The organism is Coprobacillus sp. (genome assembly GCF_984815275.1).
Window position 1 is genome coordinate 1 of the sequence record NZ_CFJNYH010000034.1, and the last position, 20163, is coordinate 20163.

At 32.5% G+C, this 20163-nt stretch carries 20 protein-coding genes; 18 read left to right on the forward strand and 2 right to left on the reverse strand.

The window, feature by feature from the left end; translation table 11 throughout:
* On the forward strand, nt 1–575 hold a 575-nt coding region (gene deoC / locus AC5M21_RS11995; protein WP_493531498.1), incomplete at its 5' end, for a deoxyribose-phosphate aldolase.
* 44 nt (nt 576–619) lie between these two features.
* Here the strand turns inward: deoC (AC5M21_RS11995) and AC5M21_RS12000 are convergent.
* Nucleotides 620–1645 (reverse strand): LacI family DNA-binding transcriptional regulator, encoded by a 1026-nt coding sequence (locus AC5M21_RS12000; protein WP_008787781.1) that lies wholly within the window; start codon nt 1643–1645, stop codon nt 620–622.
* Nucleotides 1646–1858: 213 nt separating this feature from the next.
* On the opposite strand from AC5M21_RS12000, the gene AC5M21_RS12005 reads away from it, so the two are divergent.
* From AC5M21_RS12005 to AC5M21_RS12055, 11 genes are all read left to right on the forward strand, one after another.
* Nucleotides 1859–3277, forward strand: coding sequence for a glycoside hydrolase family 1 protein (locus AC5M21_RS12005; protein WP_008787782.1), 1419 nt, complete (start codon nt 1859–1861; stop codon nt 3275–3277).
* 56 nt (nt 3278–3333) lie between these two features.
* Nucleotides 3334–3984, forward strand: a complete 651-nt coding sequence (gene rpe, locus AC5M21_RS12010) for a ribulose-phosphate 3-epimerase (protein ID WP_008787783.1) — start codon at nt 3334–3336, stop codon at nt 3982–3984.
* A gap of 13 nt (nt 3985–3997) precedes the next feature.
* The gene (locus AC5M21_RS12015; RefSeq protein WP_008787784.1) at nt 3998–4297 is read left to right on the forward strand and encodes a PTS sugar transporter subunit IIB; all 300 of its coding nucleotides are present in this window, start codon (nt 3998–4000) and stop codon (nt 4295–4297) included.
* Between the two features lie 16 nt (nt 4298–4313).
* Nucleotides 4314–5768, forward strand: a complete 1455-nt coding sequence (locus AC5M21_RS12020; RefSeq protein ID WP_008787785.1) for a glycoside hydrolase family 1 protein — start codon at nt 4314–4316, stop codon at nt 5766–5768.
* 27 nt (nt 5769–5795) lie between these two features.
* Nucleotides 5796–6743, forward strand: a complete 948-nt coding sequence (locus AC5M21_RS12025; RefSeq protein ID WP_008787786.1) for a DUF7916 family protein — start codon at nt 5796–5798, stop codon at nt 6741–6743.
* Nucleotides 6744–6765: 22 nt separating this feature from the next.
* Nucleotides 6766–7227 carry a ribose 5-phosphate isomerase B gene (gene rpiB, locus AC5M21_RS12030; RefSeq protein ID WP_008787787.1) on the forward strand — a complete coding sequence of 154 codons (462 nt, stop codon included), beginning with the start codon at nt 6766–6768 and terminating at the stop codon, nt 7225–7227.
* A complete protein-coding gene (locus AC5M21_RS12035) occupies nt 7224–7478 on the forward strand; it encodes a DUF4867 family protein (protein WP_008787788.1) in 255 nt (84 codons plus the stop codon). Before rpiB ends, AC5M21_RS12035 begins: the two co-directional genes overlap by 4 nt.
* Nucleotides 7479–7750: 272 nt before the next feature.
* Nucleotides 7751–8437 (forward strand): deoxyribose-phosphate aldolase, encoded by a 687-nt coding sequence (gene deoC, locus AC5M21_RS12040; RefSeq protein ID WP_493531499.1) that lies wholly within the window; start codon nt 7751–7753, stop codon nt 8435–8437.
* Entirely contained in the window at nt 8430–9398 is a 969-nt protein-coding gene (locus tag AC5M21_RS12045; RefSeq protein WP_008787790.1) for a Gfo/Idh/MocA family protein, read from the forward strand. The genes deoC (AC5M21_RS12040) and AC5M21_RS12045 overlap by 8 nt, the downstream gene beginning before the upstream one ends.
* Nucleotides 9391–10755, forward strand: coding sequence for a glycoside hydrolase family 1 protein (locus AC5M21_RS12050; protein ID WP_008787791.1), 1365 nt, complete (start codon nt 9391–9393; stop codon nt 10753–10755). Before AC5M21_RS12045 ends, AC5M21_RS12050 begins: the two co-directional genes overlap by 8 nt.
* Nucleotides 10745–11254, forward strand: coding sequence for a VOC family protein (locus tag AC5M21_RS12055; RefSeq protein WP_008787792.1), 510 nt, complete (start codon nt 10745–10747; stop codon nt 11252–11254). The genes AC5M21_RS12050 and AC5M21_RS12055 overlap by 11 nt, the downstream gene beginning before the upstream one ends.
* A 308-nt stretch (nt 11255–11562) precedes the next feature.
* On the opposite strand, the gene AC5M21_RS12060 is transcribed toward AC5M21_RS12055, so the two are convergent.
* Nucleotides 11563–12348, reverse strand: a complete 786-nt coding sequence (locus AC5M21_RS12060) for a MurR/RpiR family transcriptional regulator (protein WP_008787793.1) — start codon at nt 12346–12348, stop codon at nt 11563–11565.
* A gap of 414 nt (nt 12349–12762) precedes the next feature.
* Here AC5M21_RS12060 and AC5M21_RS12065 point away from each other — a divergent pair, with 414 nt between their 5' ends.
* The 6 genes from AC5M21_RS12065 to AC5M21_RS12090 all read left to right on the forward strand — a co-directional run bounded on the left by AC5M21_RS12065 (nt 12763) and on the right by AC5M21_RS12090 (nt 20132).
* Entirely contained in the window at nt 12763–13245 is a 483-nt protein-coding gene (locus AC5M21_RS12065) for a PTS sugar transporter subunit IIA (protein ID WP_017143862.1), read from the forward strand.
* Between the two features lie 4 nt (nt 13246–13249).
* Complete coding sequence (locus tag AC5M21_RS12070) at nt 13250–14077, forward strand: PRD domain-containing protein (protein ID WP_008787795.1); 828 nt, start codon at nt 13250–13252, stop codon at nt 14075–14077.
* Nucleotides 14078–14203: 126 nt separating this feature from the next.
* Nucleotides 14204–15544 carry a PTS transporter subunit EIIC gene (locus AC5M21_RS12075; protein WP_008787796.1) on the forward strand — a complete coding sequence of 447 codons (1341 nt, stop codon included), beginning with the start codon at nt 14204–14206 and terminating at the stop codon, nt 15542–15544.
* A 12-nt stretch (nt 15545–15556) separates the two neighbouring features.
* The gene (locus AC5M21_RS12080) at nt 15557–17479 is read left to right on the forward strand and encodes an oxidoreductase (protein ID WP_282768019.1); all 1923 of its coding nucleotides are present in this window, start codon (nt 15557–15559) and stop codon (nt 17477–17479) included.
* Nucleotides 17480–18117: 638 nt separating this feature from the next.
* Entirely contained in the window at nt 18118–19140 is a 1023-nt protein-coding gene (locus AC5M21_RS12085) for a Gfo/Idh/MocA family oxidoreductase (RefSeq protein ID WP_008787798.1), read from the forward strand.
* Between the two features lie 2 nt (nt 19141–19142).
* Nucleotides 19143–20132, forward strand: a complete 990-nt coding sequence (locus AC5M21_RS12090; protein ID WP_008787799.1) for a Gfo/Idh/MocA family protein — start codon at nt 19143–19145, stop codon at nt 20130–20132.
* Nucleotides 20133–20163 lie beyond the last annotated feature (31 nt).

A 20163-nucleotide genomic window follows, 5' to 3' on the forward strand; every position in this document is an offset into this window, starting at 1 on the left:
AGAATTGGTATATTAGATTTATTACTCTTTGTATGAGTAACTTCAATATACCAGAGAGTCAAGTTCATGTTGGTGCTGCTATTTCCTTTCCTCTAGGTCAAACAACTTTGTCTGTTAAGTTAGCAGAAACAAAACAAGCTATTCTTGATGGTGCCGATGAGATTGATTATGTCATCAATATAGGGAAGGCAAAAATGCATGATTGGGAATATCTTAAAAAAGAAATGCAAGAGATTGTGACCTTATGCCATGAGAATAATGTTATTTGTAAAGTTATTTTTGAAAATTGCTATTTAGATCAATGTGAAATTAAGAAACTATCAGAAATTGCAAAAGAGATAAAGCCAGATTTTATTAAGACAAGTACAGGCTTTGGGACTGGTGGTGCGACTATTGAAGATGTTCGTCTTATGAAAGAGATAGTCGGTCAAGAGGTTCAGGTAAAAGCTGCTGGTGGAATTCGTGACTGGCAAACCTGTCTTGCTATGATAGAAGCAGGAGCAACACGAATTGGAACAAGTCATTCTTTGAATATTTTAAAAGAATATGAATCAATTTATAAACATCAAGTTTAAAAATATAAAAAGTATCATTTCAAAATGATACTTTTTATATACATTTATTTTATATGGGTTGAATCACGTTGAATGACTTCAACAGGTAAGATAAAACGTCTTTCTTCTAACTGTACTTCTTTATCATTCATTAAGTTTAACAATAGACTAGATGCTTTTTGGGCTAATCCTTTCGTATCTTGACGAATTGTAGATAATGAGGGATGACATGAATGAGAAATGGAAATATCATCAAAGCCTATCACTTTTACATCATCAGGAACTTTTATATGATTCTCAGCTAAAGCAACCATAACACCATAAGCACGCCAGTCATTTGTTGCAAAAACACCATCAAAAGGAATACCTGATTTAATGAGCTTGTTCATGGCTTCTCTAGCGCCTTCATAATTTGCAGAAGAAAGATCAAGCAATAATTGTAATTCTTTGTATTCTTGTAATCCATAATCTTTTAATGCTTGACGATATCCTTCTAGCCGCTGTTTATTTACAGAAAGTGTTTTGTTTCTTGACACGATTGCAATTCTTTGACAACCTTTTTTTATCAGTTCTTCGGTTGCTAAATAGCCACCACTATAATGATTAGATTCAACATAATAAACATTATTATGATCTTTAGGTTTTCTATCAATACAAACGATGGGAATATTACGTGTAATGACATCAGTTGGTATCTCTTCAATACCAGAAATACACATAATACCATCAACCAATTTAGAATCTAGAGATTTAAAATAAGCAATTTCTTTTTTTTCATCTTGAGAAGTATTGCATATAAAAACTGAATAATTTTTTTCAAAAAAGTATTTTTCTATTTCTAATACCAGATGAGAAAACCATTCATTATCAATATTAGGAACAATCAGTCCTACTGTTTTAGATTTTGACATTCTTAAACTCTTTGCAGCCATGTTGGTTGTATAACCATATTTGTCTATAATGTATTGAACCTTTTTTCTCGTATCTTCAGAAAATCGCCCATTATTATTAATAACCCTTGAAACAGTTGCAACTGAAACATTTGCAAGTTTGGCAATTTCTTTTATTGAGATGCTTCTTTTTTTATCCATAAGTTTCACTCCTTATTCTATTATATAGGTTTTTACAAATATTTACAAATGATTTTATGAAAACGATTACTCATTCAATCATATCTTATAATAGAGAATCAATCAAGGCTATTTTTGATAATGGCACAAAGTGTGCCATTAAGATGTGTGGAAACGTTTACTCAATGGCACTAAAATAGGATTATAAGATAAGGAAAGTAGAGGGAATGGATTATGACAAAGAAGTTACCAGAGACATTTATGTGGGGAAGTTCTACAAATGCTCAACAATTTGAAGGAGCATGGAATGAAGATGGAAAAGGTGTTTCTATCAGTGATACAAGAGTCTTAAAAAATGGTTATTCAAACTTTCATATTGCTAGTGATCATTATCATCATTTAGAAGAAGATTTAGATTTATATCAGGAAATGGGATTCACTATTTATCGTTTTTCAATTGCTTGGACAAGAATTTATCCTACTGGTGAAGAAGAACAGCCAAATGAAAAAGGATTGGCATTTTATGATTGCATGGTTGATGGTTTAATCAAGCGTGGGATTACACCAGTTGCAACACTTTATGCTTATGATTTACCACAAACTTTGCTTGATAAATATCGTGGATTTTTAGACCGTCGTGTGATTGATTTATACATCAAGTATGTTTCAACAATATTTAAACATTTTAAAGGCAGAATTAAATATTATACACCATTTAATGAACCTAATTTATTCCATCTTGATCAGGAATATATCATGGGAAATAATGATTTGACAGAACAGGAGACCTGGCAAATAGAACATCATCTTACATTGGCTTATGCAAGATGTGTTCATACCTGCCATGAGATTGACCCTGATGCAAAGATTGGTCCTAACTGTGCAACAGGAGTTGTTTATCCAGCAACTTGCAATCCTCAAGATGTACGCATGGCCTTAAAACAAATGTATATGACAAACTGGGCTTATTTAGATGTTTATTGTCGTGGTAAATATCCACAGTATTTTATCAATTATTTAGAAGAATTAAATTGTTTACCACATATGGAACCTGGTGATGAAGAATTAATAGCTTCAGTAAAACCAGATTTGATTTCAACAACTTATTATTCAACCAGTGTAGCAAGAGCTGGTGAGAGTGGTGCTCCATTAAAAATGGCACCAGCCCCAAAAGAAGTTCAAGAAGCCCTTGTTCAGTATCGAACTGGTGATTTAAATCCTTATTGTGATGAAACGGAATGGGGATGGATTATTGATCCAGATGGTTTCTACTATCAACTCATGGAAATTTATCATCGTTATCAATTACCAATTCTCATTTTGGAAAATGGTATGGGTGCTACTGAAGAGTTAGATGAAAACAATCAAATCCATGATGATTATCGTATTGATTATCTTGCCAGACATATTGAATGTATGAAAGAAGCAGTTGCTGATGGCGTTGATCTTTTAGGCTATTTAACATGGTCAGCTCATGATTTGCATTCTACAAGAGAGGGCTTTGTCAAACGTTATGGATTTATTTATGTTGATAGATACGAACATACAATCAAGTCTATGAAGCGCTATCCAAAGAAATCATTCTATTGGTATAAAAAAGTCATTGCCAGTCATGGTGAAGACTTAGCCAATAATATTGAATATGAGAAATAAAGGTGAAAACCTTTATTTCTTCACGAGATGAGTAAACGTTTTACTGAGGAGGAAATATGGAGAAATTATTATGCCCATCCATGATGTGTGCACAGTTTGGAAACTTAGAAAAAGAAGTCAAAGACTTAGAAGAAGCGGGAATAGATATCTTTCATCTTGATGTGATGGATGGTAATTTTGTTCCAAATTTTGGAATGGGACTACAGGATATTGAATTTATAGTAAAGCAGGCAACAGTGCCCTGTGATGTGCATTTGATGGTAAATAAAGCGAGTGATTATATTTCAAAATTTGCTGAAATGGGTGTTCAAATTATTTATGTACATTCAGAAAATGATTGTCATATTACAAGGACTTTACAAATGATTAAAGATACAGGGATTTGTTCAGGACTTGCAATCAATCCGGGAACATCTTTTGAATCTATCAAAGAGGTGTTAACTTTAGTGGATTATGTTTTGGTTATGAGTGTCAATCCAGGATTTTCTGGACAAAAGTATCTGAGTTTTGTAGATGAAAAATTAAAACAGTTATGTGAGAAGAAAAAGCAGTATGGATACAAAGTCATGTTAGATGGCGCTTGTTCACCAGAACGTATTGAAACTTTATCAAAAATAGGAGTTGATGGCTTCATTTTAGGTACAAGTGCATTATTTGGAAAAGAAAAAAATTATCAGGAAATTATACCTGAATTAAGACAATTATAGGAGGAAAAAAATAATGAATATTTTATTAGTGTGTGCAGCTGGTATGTCAACAAGTTTACTAGTCAACCGAATGAATGACGCTGCTCAAGAAAAAGGTATTGAAGTGCATATTGAAGCACATCCTGTTGGGTCTGTGACATCGTATGCTGATCAATCAGATGTGATTCTACTTGGACCACAAGTTCGTTATGAGTTAAAGAAAATACAAGGAATGTACCCTGATAAACCTGTAGAAGTTATTAATATGCAGGATTATGGTATGATGAATGGTCAAAAGGTCTTGGATCACGCAATTGAATTATTAAATAAATAGAAAGTGAGGAAGTAAAATGAGTTTTCCTAAAAAGTTTTTATGGGGTGGTTCTATCAGTGCTGCCCAATGTGAAGGAGCTTGGGATGAAGATGGAAAAAGTCCTGTCCAGGTTGATTTTGGAGATCCAGGAACAACAACTGATAATCGTTATATACATTATTTAAACGCCGATGGGACAAGAGGGAAAATGAGGCAGTTTGATCATTTGCCTCAAGGTGCAAAATATACTCTTTTTGATGATGTGAGATATACCAATCATGTGGGTATTGACTTCTACCATAGATATAAAGAAGATATTGCCTTGTTTGCTGAAATGGGATTTACAACATTGAATACAACAATATCCTGGGCGAGAATTTTTCCATATGGAGTAGAAGGTGGAGTGAATCAGGCAGGTGTTGAATTTTATAGAAATGTTTTTAAGGAATGTAGAAAATATGGTATGGATCCAGTGATTACATTATATAAGTATGATGAACCTGTCTATTTAGAGGAAACATATGGAGGATGGACAAACAGGGAGATGATTCATCAATTTGTTGAATTTGCAAGAGTCTGTTTCACCGAGTATAAAGATTTGGTTGATAAATGGTTAACATTTAATGAAATTAATATTTTACTTCATTTTGATGTCAAAGAAGGAAAACAGGTTGCTTTTACAGAACTTCATCATCAAATGGTTGCTGCAGCACAGGCTGTCAAAGTTGCCCATGACATAGATCCAGAAATCAAAGTCGGCTGTATGGTTGCAGGATTTTGCTGTTATCCAATGACATGTGATCCTCAAGATGTGATTGCTTCATACAAAGAATTCCAAAACAAGTTTGCCTATTGTGCGGATACAATGGTAAGAGGATATTACCCATCATATGCAGTGCGTATTTGGAAAGAAAACAATGTGAAATTAGATATTACAAAGGAAGATAAACAAGATCTTATGGAAGGAAAATCAGATTTCTTAGCTTACTCCTATTATATGTCAAATGTTATCACAACTCATCAAAATCAGGGTGATGCTTTAACAACCGCAGGTGGACAAGGTCAGGTGAAAAACCCATATCTTGAAGCAAGTGAATGGGGATGGCAAATTGATCCAACTGGCTATGAATACTTTTTACATGTTTTAAATGATCGTTATCAGGTTCCTTTGTTTGATGTTGAAAATGGTTTAGGTGCTTATGATAAAGTAGAGGAAGATGGTTCTATTCATGATGATTATAGAATTAATTATTTAAGAAGTCATATTCAAAGTCTCATGAAAGCCAGAGAAGAAGGTGTCAATATTTTTGGTTATACAACATGGGGACCAATTGATTTGGTTTCCTTTACAACAGGTCAAATGGATAAAAGATATGGATTTATCTATGTAGATATGAATGATAATGGTGTTGGAAATTTATGTAGAATGAAAAAAGATTCATTCTACTGGTATCAGAAAGTGATTCAATCTCACGGTGAAGGTTTAGATTAGAATACCAATGAAAATAAGGAGAAACATATGGAACTGAATTATAACATTACAAGATTAATTACAGCTAAGTCTAGTGAAGTGGCAAAATATACACCAATGCAGTTAAAAGAAGCTATTTTAAAATCTGAAGGTCGTGTCATTATGGGGCAGACTTATCTGAATAATCCTATTTTAATTAATGGATGTACAAGTACAGAATTAATGTTTGCTTTTGGTGGTGATATGGTGATGCTCAATGGTTTTCACTTTGAAAATCCAAAGGAAGCTAATGGTATGCAGGGACTATCTCTCAAAGAATTAAAAGCGTTGGTCTCTCAAAAACCAGTTGGTATTTATATGGGATGTCCAAAAGCAGATGATGAGGAATTAGCATTGGATCCTAAAAAGGTTGAAATGAGAAGCATGATGTATTCCAAAGAAAATGCTTTCAAAGCTAAAGAACTTGGTGCTTCATTTATTGTCTTAGGTGGAAATCCAGGTAGTGGAACATCCATCTATGATGTCATTCGTGCAACCAAGGAAGCCCGAGAAACATTAGGAGAAGACATGCTTATCTTTGCAGGTAAATGGGAAGATGGTATTGTTGAAAAAGTCTTAGGTGATTCTTTAGCTGAATATGATGCCAAAGCTGTCATTAAAGAATTAATTGATTCAGGAGCTGATGTCATTGATTTGCCTGCACCTGGTTCTAGACATGGAATAACAGTAGAAATGATTAGAGAATTAACAGAATACACACATCGTTATAAACCAGGAACTTTAGTGATGTGTTTCTTAGATAGCAATGTCGAAATTGCTGATCAGGATACGATTAGACAAATTGCTATTTTAATGAAACAGACAGGTGCAGACATACATGCGATTGGTGATGGTGGTTTTGGTGGTGGAACGTGGCCAGAAAACATTTATCAGTTAGCCATCACGATGAAAGGCAAAGCCTATACCTGGGCAAAAATGGCAACACCATTAAGATAAATAAAGAGAGAGGGAGCTTATAATGAAAATAGGAATTGGAAATGATCATGTTGCAGTTGAATATAAAAAAGAAATTACACAGTATATTCAAGACAAATATGGTTATGAAGTGATTAATTTTGGAACAGATAGTACCAAAAGGTTTAATTATCCTGTTGCTGGTGAAGCCGTTGCAAATGCGGTGATATCAGGGGAAGTGGATAAAGGGATTGTCATTTGTGGAACGGGTGTAGGGATTTCATTAGCCGCTAATAAAGTCAATGGCATTCGTTGTGTCACTTGCAGTGAACCCTATTCAGCAAAGCTATCAAGAGAACATAACAATACCAATATGTTAGCCTTTGGAGCAAGAGTTGTTGGTATAGAACTGGCAAAGATGATAGTTGATGCCTGGTTAACAGGTGAATATGAAGGTGGTAGACATCAGGTACGTATTGATATGTTGAAAGATATTGAAGAAAAACAAAAGAAATTATATGAATGAAAAGTATAAACGATGAAAGCTTCCAAACTTTTGGAAATATTATTGATGAAGATATCAGTGATGTGATTGCTTATGTTGCAACAAATGTCCATCCTCCCAAACTTGGAAATCGTTATTATTCAAGCGTCCCAGCAGTTGAGCAATTTTCATCAGTACAAAAGGTTTATGGATATATGGAGGTTATGGCCGGAGTTATTTCTGGCCATATCATGTGTTTTATGATATTTTGGTTGCTGGTCATTTTTATGTAAGATTTTCTATGTTCTCTAGGGGTCTATTGTTGAGTGTTATAGTCCACCCCTTCATTACACATCTATTTGTGTGAATGATGAAGAATTTAAAACAATTTGTTTGTTAGTGAAGAAAACAGGTGATGAACTCTCTCAAAGAGAAGGTCTATTGAAAAAGAGAAATAGATAGTTTGTTGCGTATGTTCAAAATGAAGACAAAATACAGTCAGGATATTTTCTAGTGAATCATGGAAAATTGATTGATATTAAATAGAAATAATGAGGTCAAAACAATGGAAAAGAATATTTTAGCAAGTTATATTGATCATGCAGTATTGGATCCACAGATGACTGTTGAACAATTGAAAGAAAAGATAATAATTGGTGTCAATTATGGATGTAAGAGTGTTTGTGTCAATCCTTCAGCTATTGATATTGCCAAAGATTGTATTCAGGGATCAAAGACATTACTATGCGTTGTCTGTGATTTTCCTTTTGGATGTAGTCATATAGAAACGAAATTAATGCAAGCTCAAGCCATTATTGATAAAGGTGATATTTATGAAATTGATATGGTGATGAATTATGGTCTTTTAAAAAGTCATGAATATGAAAAAGTCATTCATGAAATCACATTAATGAGTCATTTATGTCATCAGCATCATGTTGGACTCAAAGTGATTGTTGAAACAGATGCTCTTACAAAAGAAGAAATCAAGGCAGCGGTTGAATGCTGTATAAAAGGAGAAGCTGATTTTATCAAAACCTCAACAGGATATTTGAAAAGTGAACATCTTGAAGGAGCATCACCAGATGTCATACGACTGATTGTAGAGACTGCACAAGGAAGAATAAAAGTGAAAGGCTCAGGATGTGTTCGTAGTCGTGAAAGACTGGTTGAGCTTATAGAATTAGGGATTGATCGTGCTGGGGTTGGATGTTCTTCAACAGAAAAGATTCTAGGTGTTTCTTATGATTAGATGGGGAATCATTGGATTAGGGAGAATTTCACAGCGTTTTTTAAAAGGATTAAGTTATTTTGATGATGCAGTTCTTTATGCTGTTGCTTCTAGAACCCCTAATACCAGAAAGCAGTTTTTGCAAGATTATCCAGATGTAAAAGTTTATGCTGATTATGGAGAACTCTTAGATGATTCTTTGATTGATGTTGTTTATATTGCATTAAGACATAAAGACCATTATGAATGGTCAAGAAAAGCTTTATTAAAACATATTGCAGTTCTATGTGAAAAGCCAGCGACATTGTTTTATCATCAGACTGCTGATCTTGTACATCTATCTCAGGAGAATCAAATCTTCTTTATGGAGGCCATGAAGAGTCGCTTTATTCCATTAAGAGATGATATTAAGAATCTAATACAAAGAGATGGAATAGGTGATATTTTAAGAATTGAAACATCATTTTGTAATGAAGTTCCCTATGATAAAAAGAGTTACTTCTATGAGACAGAACAGGGTGGTGCACTTTATGATGTTGCGATTTATAATATTGCTGCTATTTTAGACTTTATATCATCACAGTTTCAAAACATTCACATCAATCAAGTTCGTCAACATAGTGTTGATGTTTATAATGAGATAGAAATCACTTTCCAATCTCACCAAACAGCAAGGATTGAATGTGCATTTGATAGAAATAAAGAAAAGAAAATGATGATTATCGGGACAAAAGGAAAGATAGAATGTACACCATTTTATCGACCAACACAGGCAACAGTAACTATAGGTGATCAATCTTACATGCTGGAAAGAGATTATATTTATGATGATTTTTATACTGAGATTGCTGCTGTTCATGATGCTTTGAAAAATCACCAGTATCAGCATTCTCAAATGTCTCATTATGATTCTTTAAGATGTATTCAATTATTAGAGAATATAATTTATTTAAGTCAAAGGGAAGAACTAAATTATGAATAAGAATTTTTTATGGGGAAGTTCTATAAGTGGAGGACAATGTGAAGGAGGCTTTGAAAGTCGTAGTGAAACAGTTGTTGATATTATTCCTCAAGGTAAGGAAACAAGATTTCAATATTTAAATGAGCCTGATCACTATCTAGAAAGACCTATAGATTTTTATCCATCTCAAAAGGGTGTTGAATTTTATGAAAACTATCAGGAAGATATTGCATTATTTGCTAAAATGGGTCTTAAAGCGTTAAGGTTTTCAATACTTTGGTCACGGATTTATCTTGATGATACAGATGAACCACATGAGGCTGGTTTACAGTTTTACGACAATGTTATTAATGAATTATTGAAATATCACATAGAGCCTATTATTACAACAATACATTTTGATATGCCCTTATGGATTGTTCAAAAATATAATGGTTTTTCAAATAGAAAAGTTGTTGAACTCTACCAAAGATATATTCAAACAATCGTTTATAGATATCATGACCGTGTCAAATATTGGATATCTTTTTGTGAAATCAATGTCATGAATAGTGCGTTGTATATGGTAGGAGGAACGGTTCTTCAGCCACATCAGGATAGAGAAGCTGTTTTACATCAATGTGCATATCATAAACTATTAGCCAATGCTTTATTCGTCAAGACTTGTCATGAGATAGATACATCTTTAAGGGTTGGCTGTGAAGTTGCAGGGACTCCCTGTTACCCTTTCACATCTTCACCACTTGATTATCAATTAATGATGGAAAATGAAAGAAAAAATAATCGTTATACTGATGTCATGGTCAAAGGAATCTATCCTTATTATTTTCAAAAGGAAATGCTTGACTATGGTATTAAGATGTTTGAAGATGATCTAAAAATCTTAAAGGAAAATCCTCTCGACTTTATTGCAGTGTCATATTATAAGAGTTCTTTAGCAACACATACTGGTATGAAGGATAATCCTTGTTTAGATAAAACAGCTTTTGGATGGACAATTGATCCATTAGGATTTCGTTTGATGTTAAATCAAATGTATGAACGTTATGAAATTCCTATTATGGTTGTTGAAAATGGATTAGGAACTTATGACAAGGTAGAAGAGGGTCAAATACATGATAATTATCGTATCAATTATTTAAAAGAACATATTGAACAGATGAAATTAGCCATTCAAGATGGTGTTAATGTGATTGGATATTTAACATGGTCTGCAATGGATGTTGTTTCAACAAGTGAAGGATTGATGTCTAAGCGTTATGGCTTTATTTATGTAGATAGGAATGATGATGGGTCAGGTACATTGAAACGTATTCCTAAAGATTCGTTTTATTGGTATCAAAAATTAATACGAGAGGAGAGTCAAGATGAAGTTTAATGAAGTGATGCATTTATCTTTTTATACAGAGCAATTAGATGTAATGAGAGATTTTTATGAAAATAAGTTAGGTTTAAAAGCCAAGATTATTATGCGTTATGAAGCTTATAAAGGTCAAAAAGAAAGAGGAGCATGGGCGCAAAGAGCCAAAACACGTCCTCATGATATTGCCTATATTTTTATTGAACTGGCACCAGGTCAATATCTAGAACTTTTTCCTAAAGGTGATGGTCAGTTAGAACATGAGATACCTGATACAAGATTAGGGTATTCACATTTTGCATTAATGGTTGATGATATACATGTTGCAAGAGAAGAACTGGTTAAAGCAGGTGTCGAGATTGATATTGAACCAAATAAAGGACAGTCTGAAACATGGCAAATGTGGGTTCATGATCCTGATGGCAATAAGTTTGAAATTATGCAATATACAGAAAAGTCTTTACAGCATAAAGGGAATATTGAAGAAGATGAAAAAAAGTATGGTAAAAGTAAATAAGAATATAGATTTTTAGTTTTATCAATATTTCTTATAATTCCTGCAGAATAACTAGAAATATATTATACATACATATGCAATGAAATCATTGTTAAGAACATGTTATTCAACAGTAAAAATTCAGGATATTTGCCTCCTGAATTTTCTTTTAGAATTTTTATCAGTAGTTTCTACTATCAAGATATTTACAGAGAAAGTATAAAAGAAACCCTGATAGAATGGAGATGATAAGTGAAACAATTGCTTCAATGAAACATTATGCGACTCAAGTTTTTCTCATAATAAATTAAAAGCATAGTTTTTGAAATCTATGCTTTTTCTAACTTATCTTTCTTGATTGTCAAAATAGAGATTAATATATCTAAAATATAATGGATAGATAAGCCATATAACATCACTGGAATTGGTAAATGATGAAGTGAAGAATCAATATACAGGCTTTCATTACAGATTAATTCTAATGTTGGATCCAGAATTCCTGTAATCGCAATGACACGAGATCTTTTTTTTCTTAAATAATAAGCTGCATCTACCATTGTTTGATTTTTTCCTGAATGACTCACAACAAAGGATAAAACATCTTGTGGTTGGAATGTATCTACATAATGTTGACTTAGAGTATTAAAAGCTTGAGCGCGGATGCCTAAGGTATTTAATTTTAGGCAGGCAGACTGGACTTCTGAATAATTATTATCATTTGCATAAAAATCAATTTGTTTTGCTTGCAACATATAGTTTATTGTTCTGACAAAGGCTTCTTTTTGAATCATATTTTTTGTTTCATGAAAGACTTGATCATAAATCTGAGGAAGAATTTGAATCACATCATCAATTGAACTTTCTTTTGTTAAACGTGAAGATAAATTTTTTTGATGTAACATATATTCTTGAACATAAGTGAGTTGGAAATCATGATACCCAGTAAATCCGAGTTTTTTAGATAATCTAATAATGGTTGGTGAACTGACATAAGTCAATTTAGCTAATTCTTTAGCATTTATATTGAGTAGACATTCTGGATGTTCCTGGATATATTGAACAACATTTTTTTCTTGTGGGGTTAATGTTATTGTTTCAAACAATTCTTTTATCATATGATCACTTCCTACTCTTATTTTATCAAAATAAAACTACCAATGAAATCAAATTTCAAGATAAGAAAATATATTTATAACTCATTGTTAAATATATAAATAGAAATGGTTAGTATAGCGGTTGTTATAGAGATAAATTCGCTATATCCTAAGTTACATCTTTTACCCTTGCAAATTGCTGATGATCTTTCTATTTACTATTTGCTTGAAATAGTTATTATATAGTATGAATTGATGATAGCTTTCAAGAATATTTTAAAAATCATTGTAAAGTAAAAAATGATTGACATCTTGAAAAATGAGTGGTACGATTTATTTGATAAAGAAATTGAATAGGAAATGTCACTGGTAATGCAGGCTAAACCAAAATTAACATTGTTAGTTTTGGTTTTTATATTTATAGGGGGTTTTAAAATGTTACTTAGAAAAAATATAAAAGTAGAAGATGATGGACAAACAATTTATGCACCAGTAAGTGGAAGTGTTATACCAATAGAAGATGTTCATGATGAAGTGTTTTGTCAAAAGATGATGGGAGATGGTCTTGCTATTGAACCAACTGAAGGAAAACTGTATGCACCAGTTTCAGGAATCATTACTGTTGTCTTTCCGACTAAGCATGTGATTGCAATCACTTCTATGGAAGGAATTGATGTTATTATTCATGTTGGTATTGATACGGTTGAATTAAAAGGTACATATTTTCATCCCTATGTGAAAGTAGGAGATAAAGTCAAAGCTGGTGATATGCTGATGTCTATTGATTTAAAAAATATTAAAAAAAGATATCATCCAACAACAATGATTGTAATTGAAAATGATGAAGACTATCAGTTATTCAAGACTGATCATAAAGACATTCAAGCGGCAGGAGAATTGATGAAGGTAAGAAGGTGAGCGTATGATAATAACTAAGCCATTGAATAATAATGTTGTGATGGCCAAAAATAACAAGCAAGAGGAAGTGATTGTTGTAGGGACAGGAATTGGTTTTCATAAAAAAGCAGGTGACGTGATTGATGAACGGAAAATACAGAAAGTGTTTTCTGTTGCTGACAATAATAAATTAGCTGAACTAATTTCACAGATTCCTGGAGTATATATTGAACTGACTGAAAAAATAGTACAATATGCGAGAAGAAAATATCACTTGGAACTCAATCAGAATATTTACTTGGGATTAACAGATCATATTTATTTTGCATTGCAAAGATTACAGGAAAATATAGATTTAGATAATCCATTTCTGATTGATATTCAACACTTTTATCAGCAGGAATATAAGATTGGTTTGTATGCAAAAGAAATGATTCATCGCATGTTTCATATTCAGATTTCAGATGATGAAGTTGGATATATTGCAATGCATATTATTGAAAATGAATTTCAGCAAAAGAGACAGGATTTTGATAAGATATTTAAAGTTGTGAATGAGAGTGTTTGTTTTATTAGAAAGTATTATTTAAAAGATGTGAAGGAAAGTTCTTTAGCTTATACCAGATTGGTCAATCATGTAAAATACTTTGCAAAAAGATACGTAGAAGGTCATGAAAATCAATCACAAAATCGTTTGTTAAAGGAAACAATTCAAGGTGTTTTTCAAAAAGAACAGAAATGTATTAATCGTTTATCTTTGCATTTAAAAGATGAATTTGGGAAAGAAATGAGTGAATCAGAAAAGAATTATTTAATTCTACATTTAAGAAACTGTTGTGAATTAAAAGAATAGGGGTAGTCACTATTAAATTAGGCTAAACTCAGGAGAATCAGTGCACAGATTGTCTTGAGTTTTTATTTTTAAAGGAGGAGATGTGTGAAGAAAAAGTGAAACTTGCTAAAAAAGGAGGAGAAGAAAATGAATAATGATGAAATAGCAAGACGTATTTTAGAGAATGTAGGTGGAAATGAAAATATTGTGAGTATTATGAGTTGTTTTACACGTGTTCGTATTGAAGTCAAAGAAAAAGAGAGAGTTAATGAAGATGTCATCAAAACATTAGAAGGAGTTAAAGGAGCAACATTTTTCAATAAGACTTATCAGATTGTTTTTGGTGGAAAATGCAATGATGTCTATGATGCGTTATCAAAAATTGTGAAGATTAAGGATAATGTGGAAGCAGTTCAAAACAATGAAAATTTTGGCTGGAAGACAGCTTTTGATTATATTACAGGATCAATCCAACCGATTATTCCTGTTTTGATTGGATGTGGTTTAATTCAAGGGATTATTGCTTTGATGTCATATGTGAATATTGATGCAACAACCTATGGCTATCAAATGATCAGTGCCACAGGAAATGCAGGATATTATTTCTTGCCAATACTATTAGGGTTTAGTTCAGCTAAAAAATTAGGTGTGAATCCTTATATTGGAGCGACTTTAGGAGGTATTCTTGTTTATCCTGCTGTTCTTGAATTTGCAAGTCAGGGAACAAGTGCATCTTTCTATGGGTTGCCAGTGAAGTTGGTGACTTATTCATCGACAATGACGCCTATTCTTTTGACAATGCCAGTTGTCTATTGGATTGAAAAAATAGCGAAAAAGATATCTCCTACACTTTTGAAATCGGTGCTTATTCCAGCCATTACAATTATTGGGAGTTTACCACTTATGATTGTTGTGACTGCACCTATAGCCCAAATGATTTCCGAAGTGTTAGGTCAAGGTATTCAATATATTTATAGTCATTTTGCTATTTTAGGAGGATTGATTATTGGGGCAACATGCCCATATTTCGTTTTAACAGGTATCCACCAGGCAACCGCTATTCCAATTGTTTTGAATGAATTAGCATCTGTTGGATATTCCGTTGTTTTTCCAATTTTAGGATTTGGGAATGCTGCAGTAGCTGGTTCGGCTTTAGGTGTTGCCTTAAAAACAAAAAATAAAGAATTAAAAAGTGAAGCATTGAGTTCTACTATTATTGGTGTGATTGGGATTACAGAGCCCGCTCTATATGGTGTCTTGCTGCCAACAAAGAAATCTTTAATTGCGCCAGGTATTATGTCAGGAATTTGTGGTGCATTGTCACTAACTTTTGTTGTGAAAGCAATGGGACTAGGATTATGTGGATTAGGAGGTATACCATTATTTTTAGGTGAAACATTTCTCATTTGGTGTATTTTAATGGTTGTTGCTTATTTAGGAGCAGCCACAATTACATATATAATTGGTTTTGATGATATACCAGAGTAGGGGGAAAATAAAATGAGTTTTTCTAAAAAATATCCACATCTTTTTGAACCATTGCAAGTCAATCAAATGATGATACCTAATCGTATTATCTCTGCTCCTTTAGGTAGTCTGACTGATAAATCAGTGAGCGGAATTGGGATGATTATTCGTGGGACAAGCGGTTCAGTCCCAGGTCCTCGATCAAGAATGGCACCTGGTTCTTATTGTTTTGCGAATATGCAAGAAAGTCAAAAAGTAAGAGAACAAGTTGTAACGATTCAGCAACGTGGTGCAAAAGCAGAATTTGAACTTTGTCATGTTGGTCAATATGCTTATGTTCAGCCTGGAGACTATGCTATTGGGCCAGTTGGTTTTGTACGTGAAGATGGTATTGAAGTGAAAGCAATGGATGAAAACATGATGAATGAAGTTGCTGATGCATTCGCTAAAGGAGCAGTTGATGCAAAAGAGTATGGCTTTGATATGGTGATGTTGCATTTTGGACATGGCTGGTTACCAACTCAATTTCTTTCACCGCATTATAACAAGCGTACAGATGGTTATGGTGGTTGTTTTGAAAATCGTGTGAAAATTCCTATTCAAATTGTGGAGAGAGTCAGACAGGCAGTGGGTCCAGATTATCCTTTAGATATGCGTATTAGTGGTTTTGAATATATCGAGGATGGAACACCTATAGATGAAATTATTCGATTTATTCAACTGATTGAGGATAAGATAGATATGGTACATATTTCATGTGGTTTAGAAAGAGAAATCAAAGCCATGACAAAGATGTCATCTACACCTTATTTTGATCATAAGATCAATGTTCAATGGTCACAAAAAGTCAAAGAATATGTTCATATTCCAGTCGCTGTTGTGGGAGCTATTATGACACCTGAAGAAGCAGAAGAGATTTTAGCAAATCATCAGGCTGATGCTGTTGTGATAGGAAGACAAATCATTGCAGACCCATTTTGGACGAGTAAAGCAATAGAGGAAAAGAGTGAAGATATTGTTCCTTGTTTAAGATGTATGAATTGTTATAATCAATATGCTAGAAATAAAGATAGACATTATGGTATGAAAAGTATCACATGTTGTTCAGTCAATCCTAGATATTTGCATGAACAAAGTGTTCCCGTTGAACTCTCCAAAGCAAAAACTATCAAAAAAGTCTATGTGATTGGTGGTGGACCAGCTGGCTGTAAAGCAGCTTTAACAGCTTATGAGCGAGGTCATCAAGTCATCCTTTTTGAAAAAACTGATGTTTTAGGTGGTCAATTGTCTTGTTCTGAATTTGATAAAAGTAAACAGGATTTAAAGAGATACAAGGATTATCTGATTACACAGATTCATAAATCAAGTATTGAAGTCAGATTACAATGTGATGCTCTTGAAGATATTGATGAAATAAAGACAGGTGATAGTTTAATCGTTGCAGTTGGAGCAAAACCCATCTCTTTAGAGATTGCAGGTATTCAGCAAAAGCATGTTATGGATGCCTTATATGCTTACGGACATCAGAATGAAATAAACCAAAAAGTTGTCATTATTGGTGGTGGTTCGATTGGTTCTGAACTTGCAAAATTATTATGTCATTTAGGGAAAGACGTCACAATTGTTGAAAAGAGTGAGCAATTATGTTCAAATGTTAATGAACATATTCAAACAGGATTACTGGAGAAATTATCTGAGTGTCAAAATCTCAAAATATTTCTCAATTCTCAATGTCTTTCTATCCAAAATCAAAGTGTTGTCATTCAAAATAATACTGATCTACAAGTGATTGAAGCACAAAGTGTTATTGTTGCTGTAGGAATGCAGTCAAGATGCGATATTGTTAATCAGTTTTATGGTCTTGTACCAGATATCAATGTTATTGGTGATGCAAAACGTCCTGGAACAGTTGCACAGGCGACACATGATGGATATTATGCAGGAGTTTCTTTGTAAAGATAGTTATTGATTTTAAACTTATAAAACAGTTAGTAAAAGAATATACTTAGTTAATGTATTCCTGATACGTATTCTGTTTTATAGGTTTTTCTTTTTGTGTATAAATAGCTTTGTATTTTACAGGTTAACTTGGCAAATATAGTATGTTTTATCGCTCAAAACGATATATTATTTTTGATGATATCCTGTTATTGAATCATTTAATAGATATTTCTGGGATTTGATTAAAGGAGCAAAAACACGAAAATTTTTATCATATCTATCAAAGTAATGAAAAATAAGTACGAGAGGTCTTATTGAATTTTGAAAAGAATTATTCTGGTTGTGATTCATGAAAATAATATTGATAATATTATTTCTACTCTGAAATCAAAAAAGAATGAAAAATAGGTAACTCATAATTTATACTCAAGAATATGAACTTAATAAAGAAAATGGAAATCTGAAAATGAATGGCATATGATAATTAGAAAAAATACTCATAATTCCATAATAAATTTATAAAAATATAAGTTAATGAAATTGAATTACATTAACTTTTTGTTTTTATGAAATTCAATTACAAAATATATTTCTAAGGTGTAAACGTTTTCTCAAATTGTATAAAATATAAGTAGAAAAAGGAGGAATTAAATATGTTAGTTGTTGCTTATATTGGATTTGGGAATAGTGTGTGTCGTTATCATTTACCATATGTAGAAAGAAGAAAAGACATAATTAAGGTGAAGTACATCTATCGAAGAAAAGAAGATAGAGTAGGGGATGAAGAAAGAGAAACATGGTATCCAAATATTACCTTTACATCAGATATTGAGGATGTTATGAATGACTCAGAAGTGAACTTGATTGTTGTCAATACGCCAGATGCTTTCCATGTTTCATATACTATGCAAGCTTTAGAACATGGTAAGAATGTCTTATGTGAAAAACCGTTTGCGATGACAGCAAAGGAAGCAAAAGAGGTTTTTGATTATGCAAAATCTAAGGGATTGGTTGCTATGTCTAATCAGAACAGGCGTTATGACGCTGATATGCGTACTGTTCGTAAGGTTATTGAATCAGGTGTTTTAGGGGATATTGTAGAAGTTGAATCGCATTATGATTATTATCGTCCTAGTATTGCTGAACATAAGGGATATGGTATTCTTTATGGTTTGGCTGTTCATCCAATTGATCAGATAATTGGACAATTTGGTCAACCTAAGAAAGTTGTTTATGATTGTAGAAGTATTGATAATCCTGGATTTGCTGATGATTATTATGACATTGATTTCTTTTATGAAAATGGTATGAAGGCTATTGTCAAAACGAGTTATTATGTTAAATTAGACTATCCTAGATTTATTGTTCATGGTAAGAAGGGAAGTTTTTTAATGCCGTCTTTAGGTCATCAAAGTTCATTAAAACCAAAACCAGGACCAATTGAAATCAGTTTTGATCCATTGCCTGAAGATAAATGGGGAACTTTATCTTATATTGATGATCAAGGAAATGATATAACAAAGAAAGTGCCAACCGAAATAGGTGATTATGGTATTATTTATGACAATTTATATGATGCTATTTTTAATCATGGTGAAAAGATTATTAAAGATGAAGAAGTTATTGAAGTATTAACAATTATTGAAGAAGCAACAAAAGTTGCTAAGGAGGTTTAAATATGAAAGTTGGAATATTAGGAGCAGGAATGATAGTTCATGATATGTTGTCGTTTATTCATGAGGTTGAAGGAGTAGAACTCATTGGTATTTGTGCATTGCCAGTGGAACAAGATAAAATAGAAATACTTGCTAAAGAGCATCATATTGCAAATACATATATTGAATATGATGAAATGTTGAAGAATGATGATATAGAAGTTATCTATATAGCTGTCAATAATCATCTTCATTATGAAATGAGCATGAAAGCTTTAAAAGCCCATAAACATGTTATTTGTGAGAAACCTTTTACAAGTCATATTAAAGAATTAGAAGAATTAAATGCTTATGCAAAAAAAGAAAATTTACTTTTATTGGAAGCAATTTCAACTCAATATTTACCTAATGTATTAAAAATCAAGGAATTATTAAATGAAGTCGGAGATGTTAAAATTGTTTCAGCTAATTATTCACAATATTCTTCTCGTTATAATGCTTTTAAGGAAGGTCAAATTTTACCTGCTTTTGATTATAAAAAATCAGGCGGAGCATTGATGGACTTGAATATTTATAATATCCATTTCTTAGTAGCGTTGTTTGGAGAACCAAAAGATGTTTATTATCAAGCGAATATTGAAAAGGGCATTGATACTTCAGGAATTATTACTTTAAATTATGGAAATTTTAAAGCAGTATTGGTGGGTGCAAAAGATTGCAAAGCACCAATTATGACAAGTGTTCAAGGAGATCAAGGATGTATTCTTTTAGATACGCCTGCTAATAATGTGTCTAACTTTCAATTATTAAAAAATGATAAGAGAGTTTTTCAATATAATGAACAAGATGGAAAGCATCGTATGTATTTTGAATTTGTAGAGTTTGTTAAGATTATAGATAAGAAGGATTATCAAAGAGCACAAGATATGATGGAGAAGAGTCTAATTGCAATGACAATTGCAACTAAAGCAAGACAATCAGCAAATGTTATATTTCCTGCTGATATTAATTAAATATAATTTTTTATGGAGTAATGATATTCTT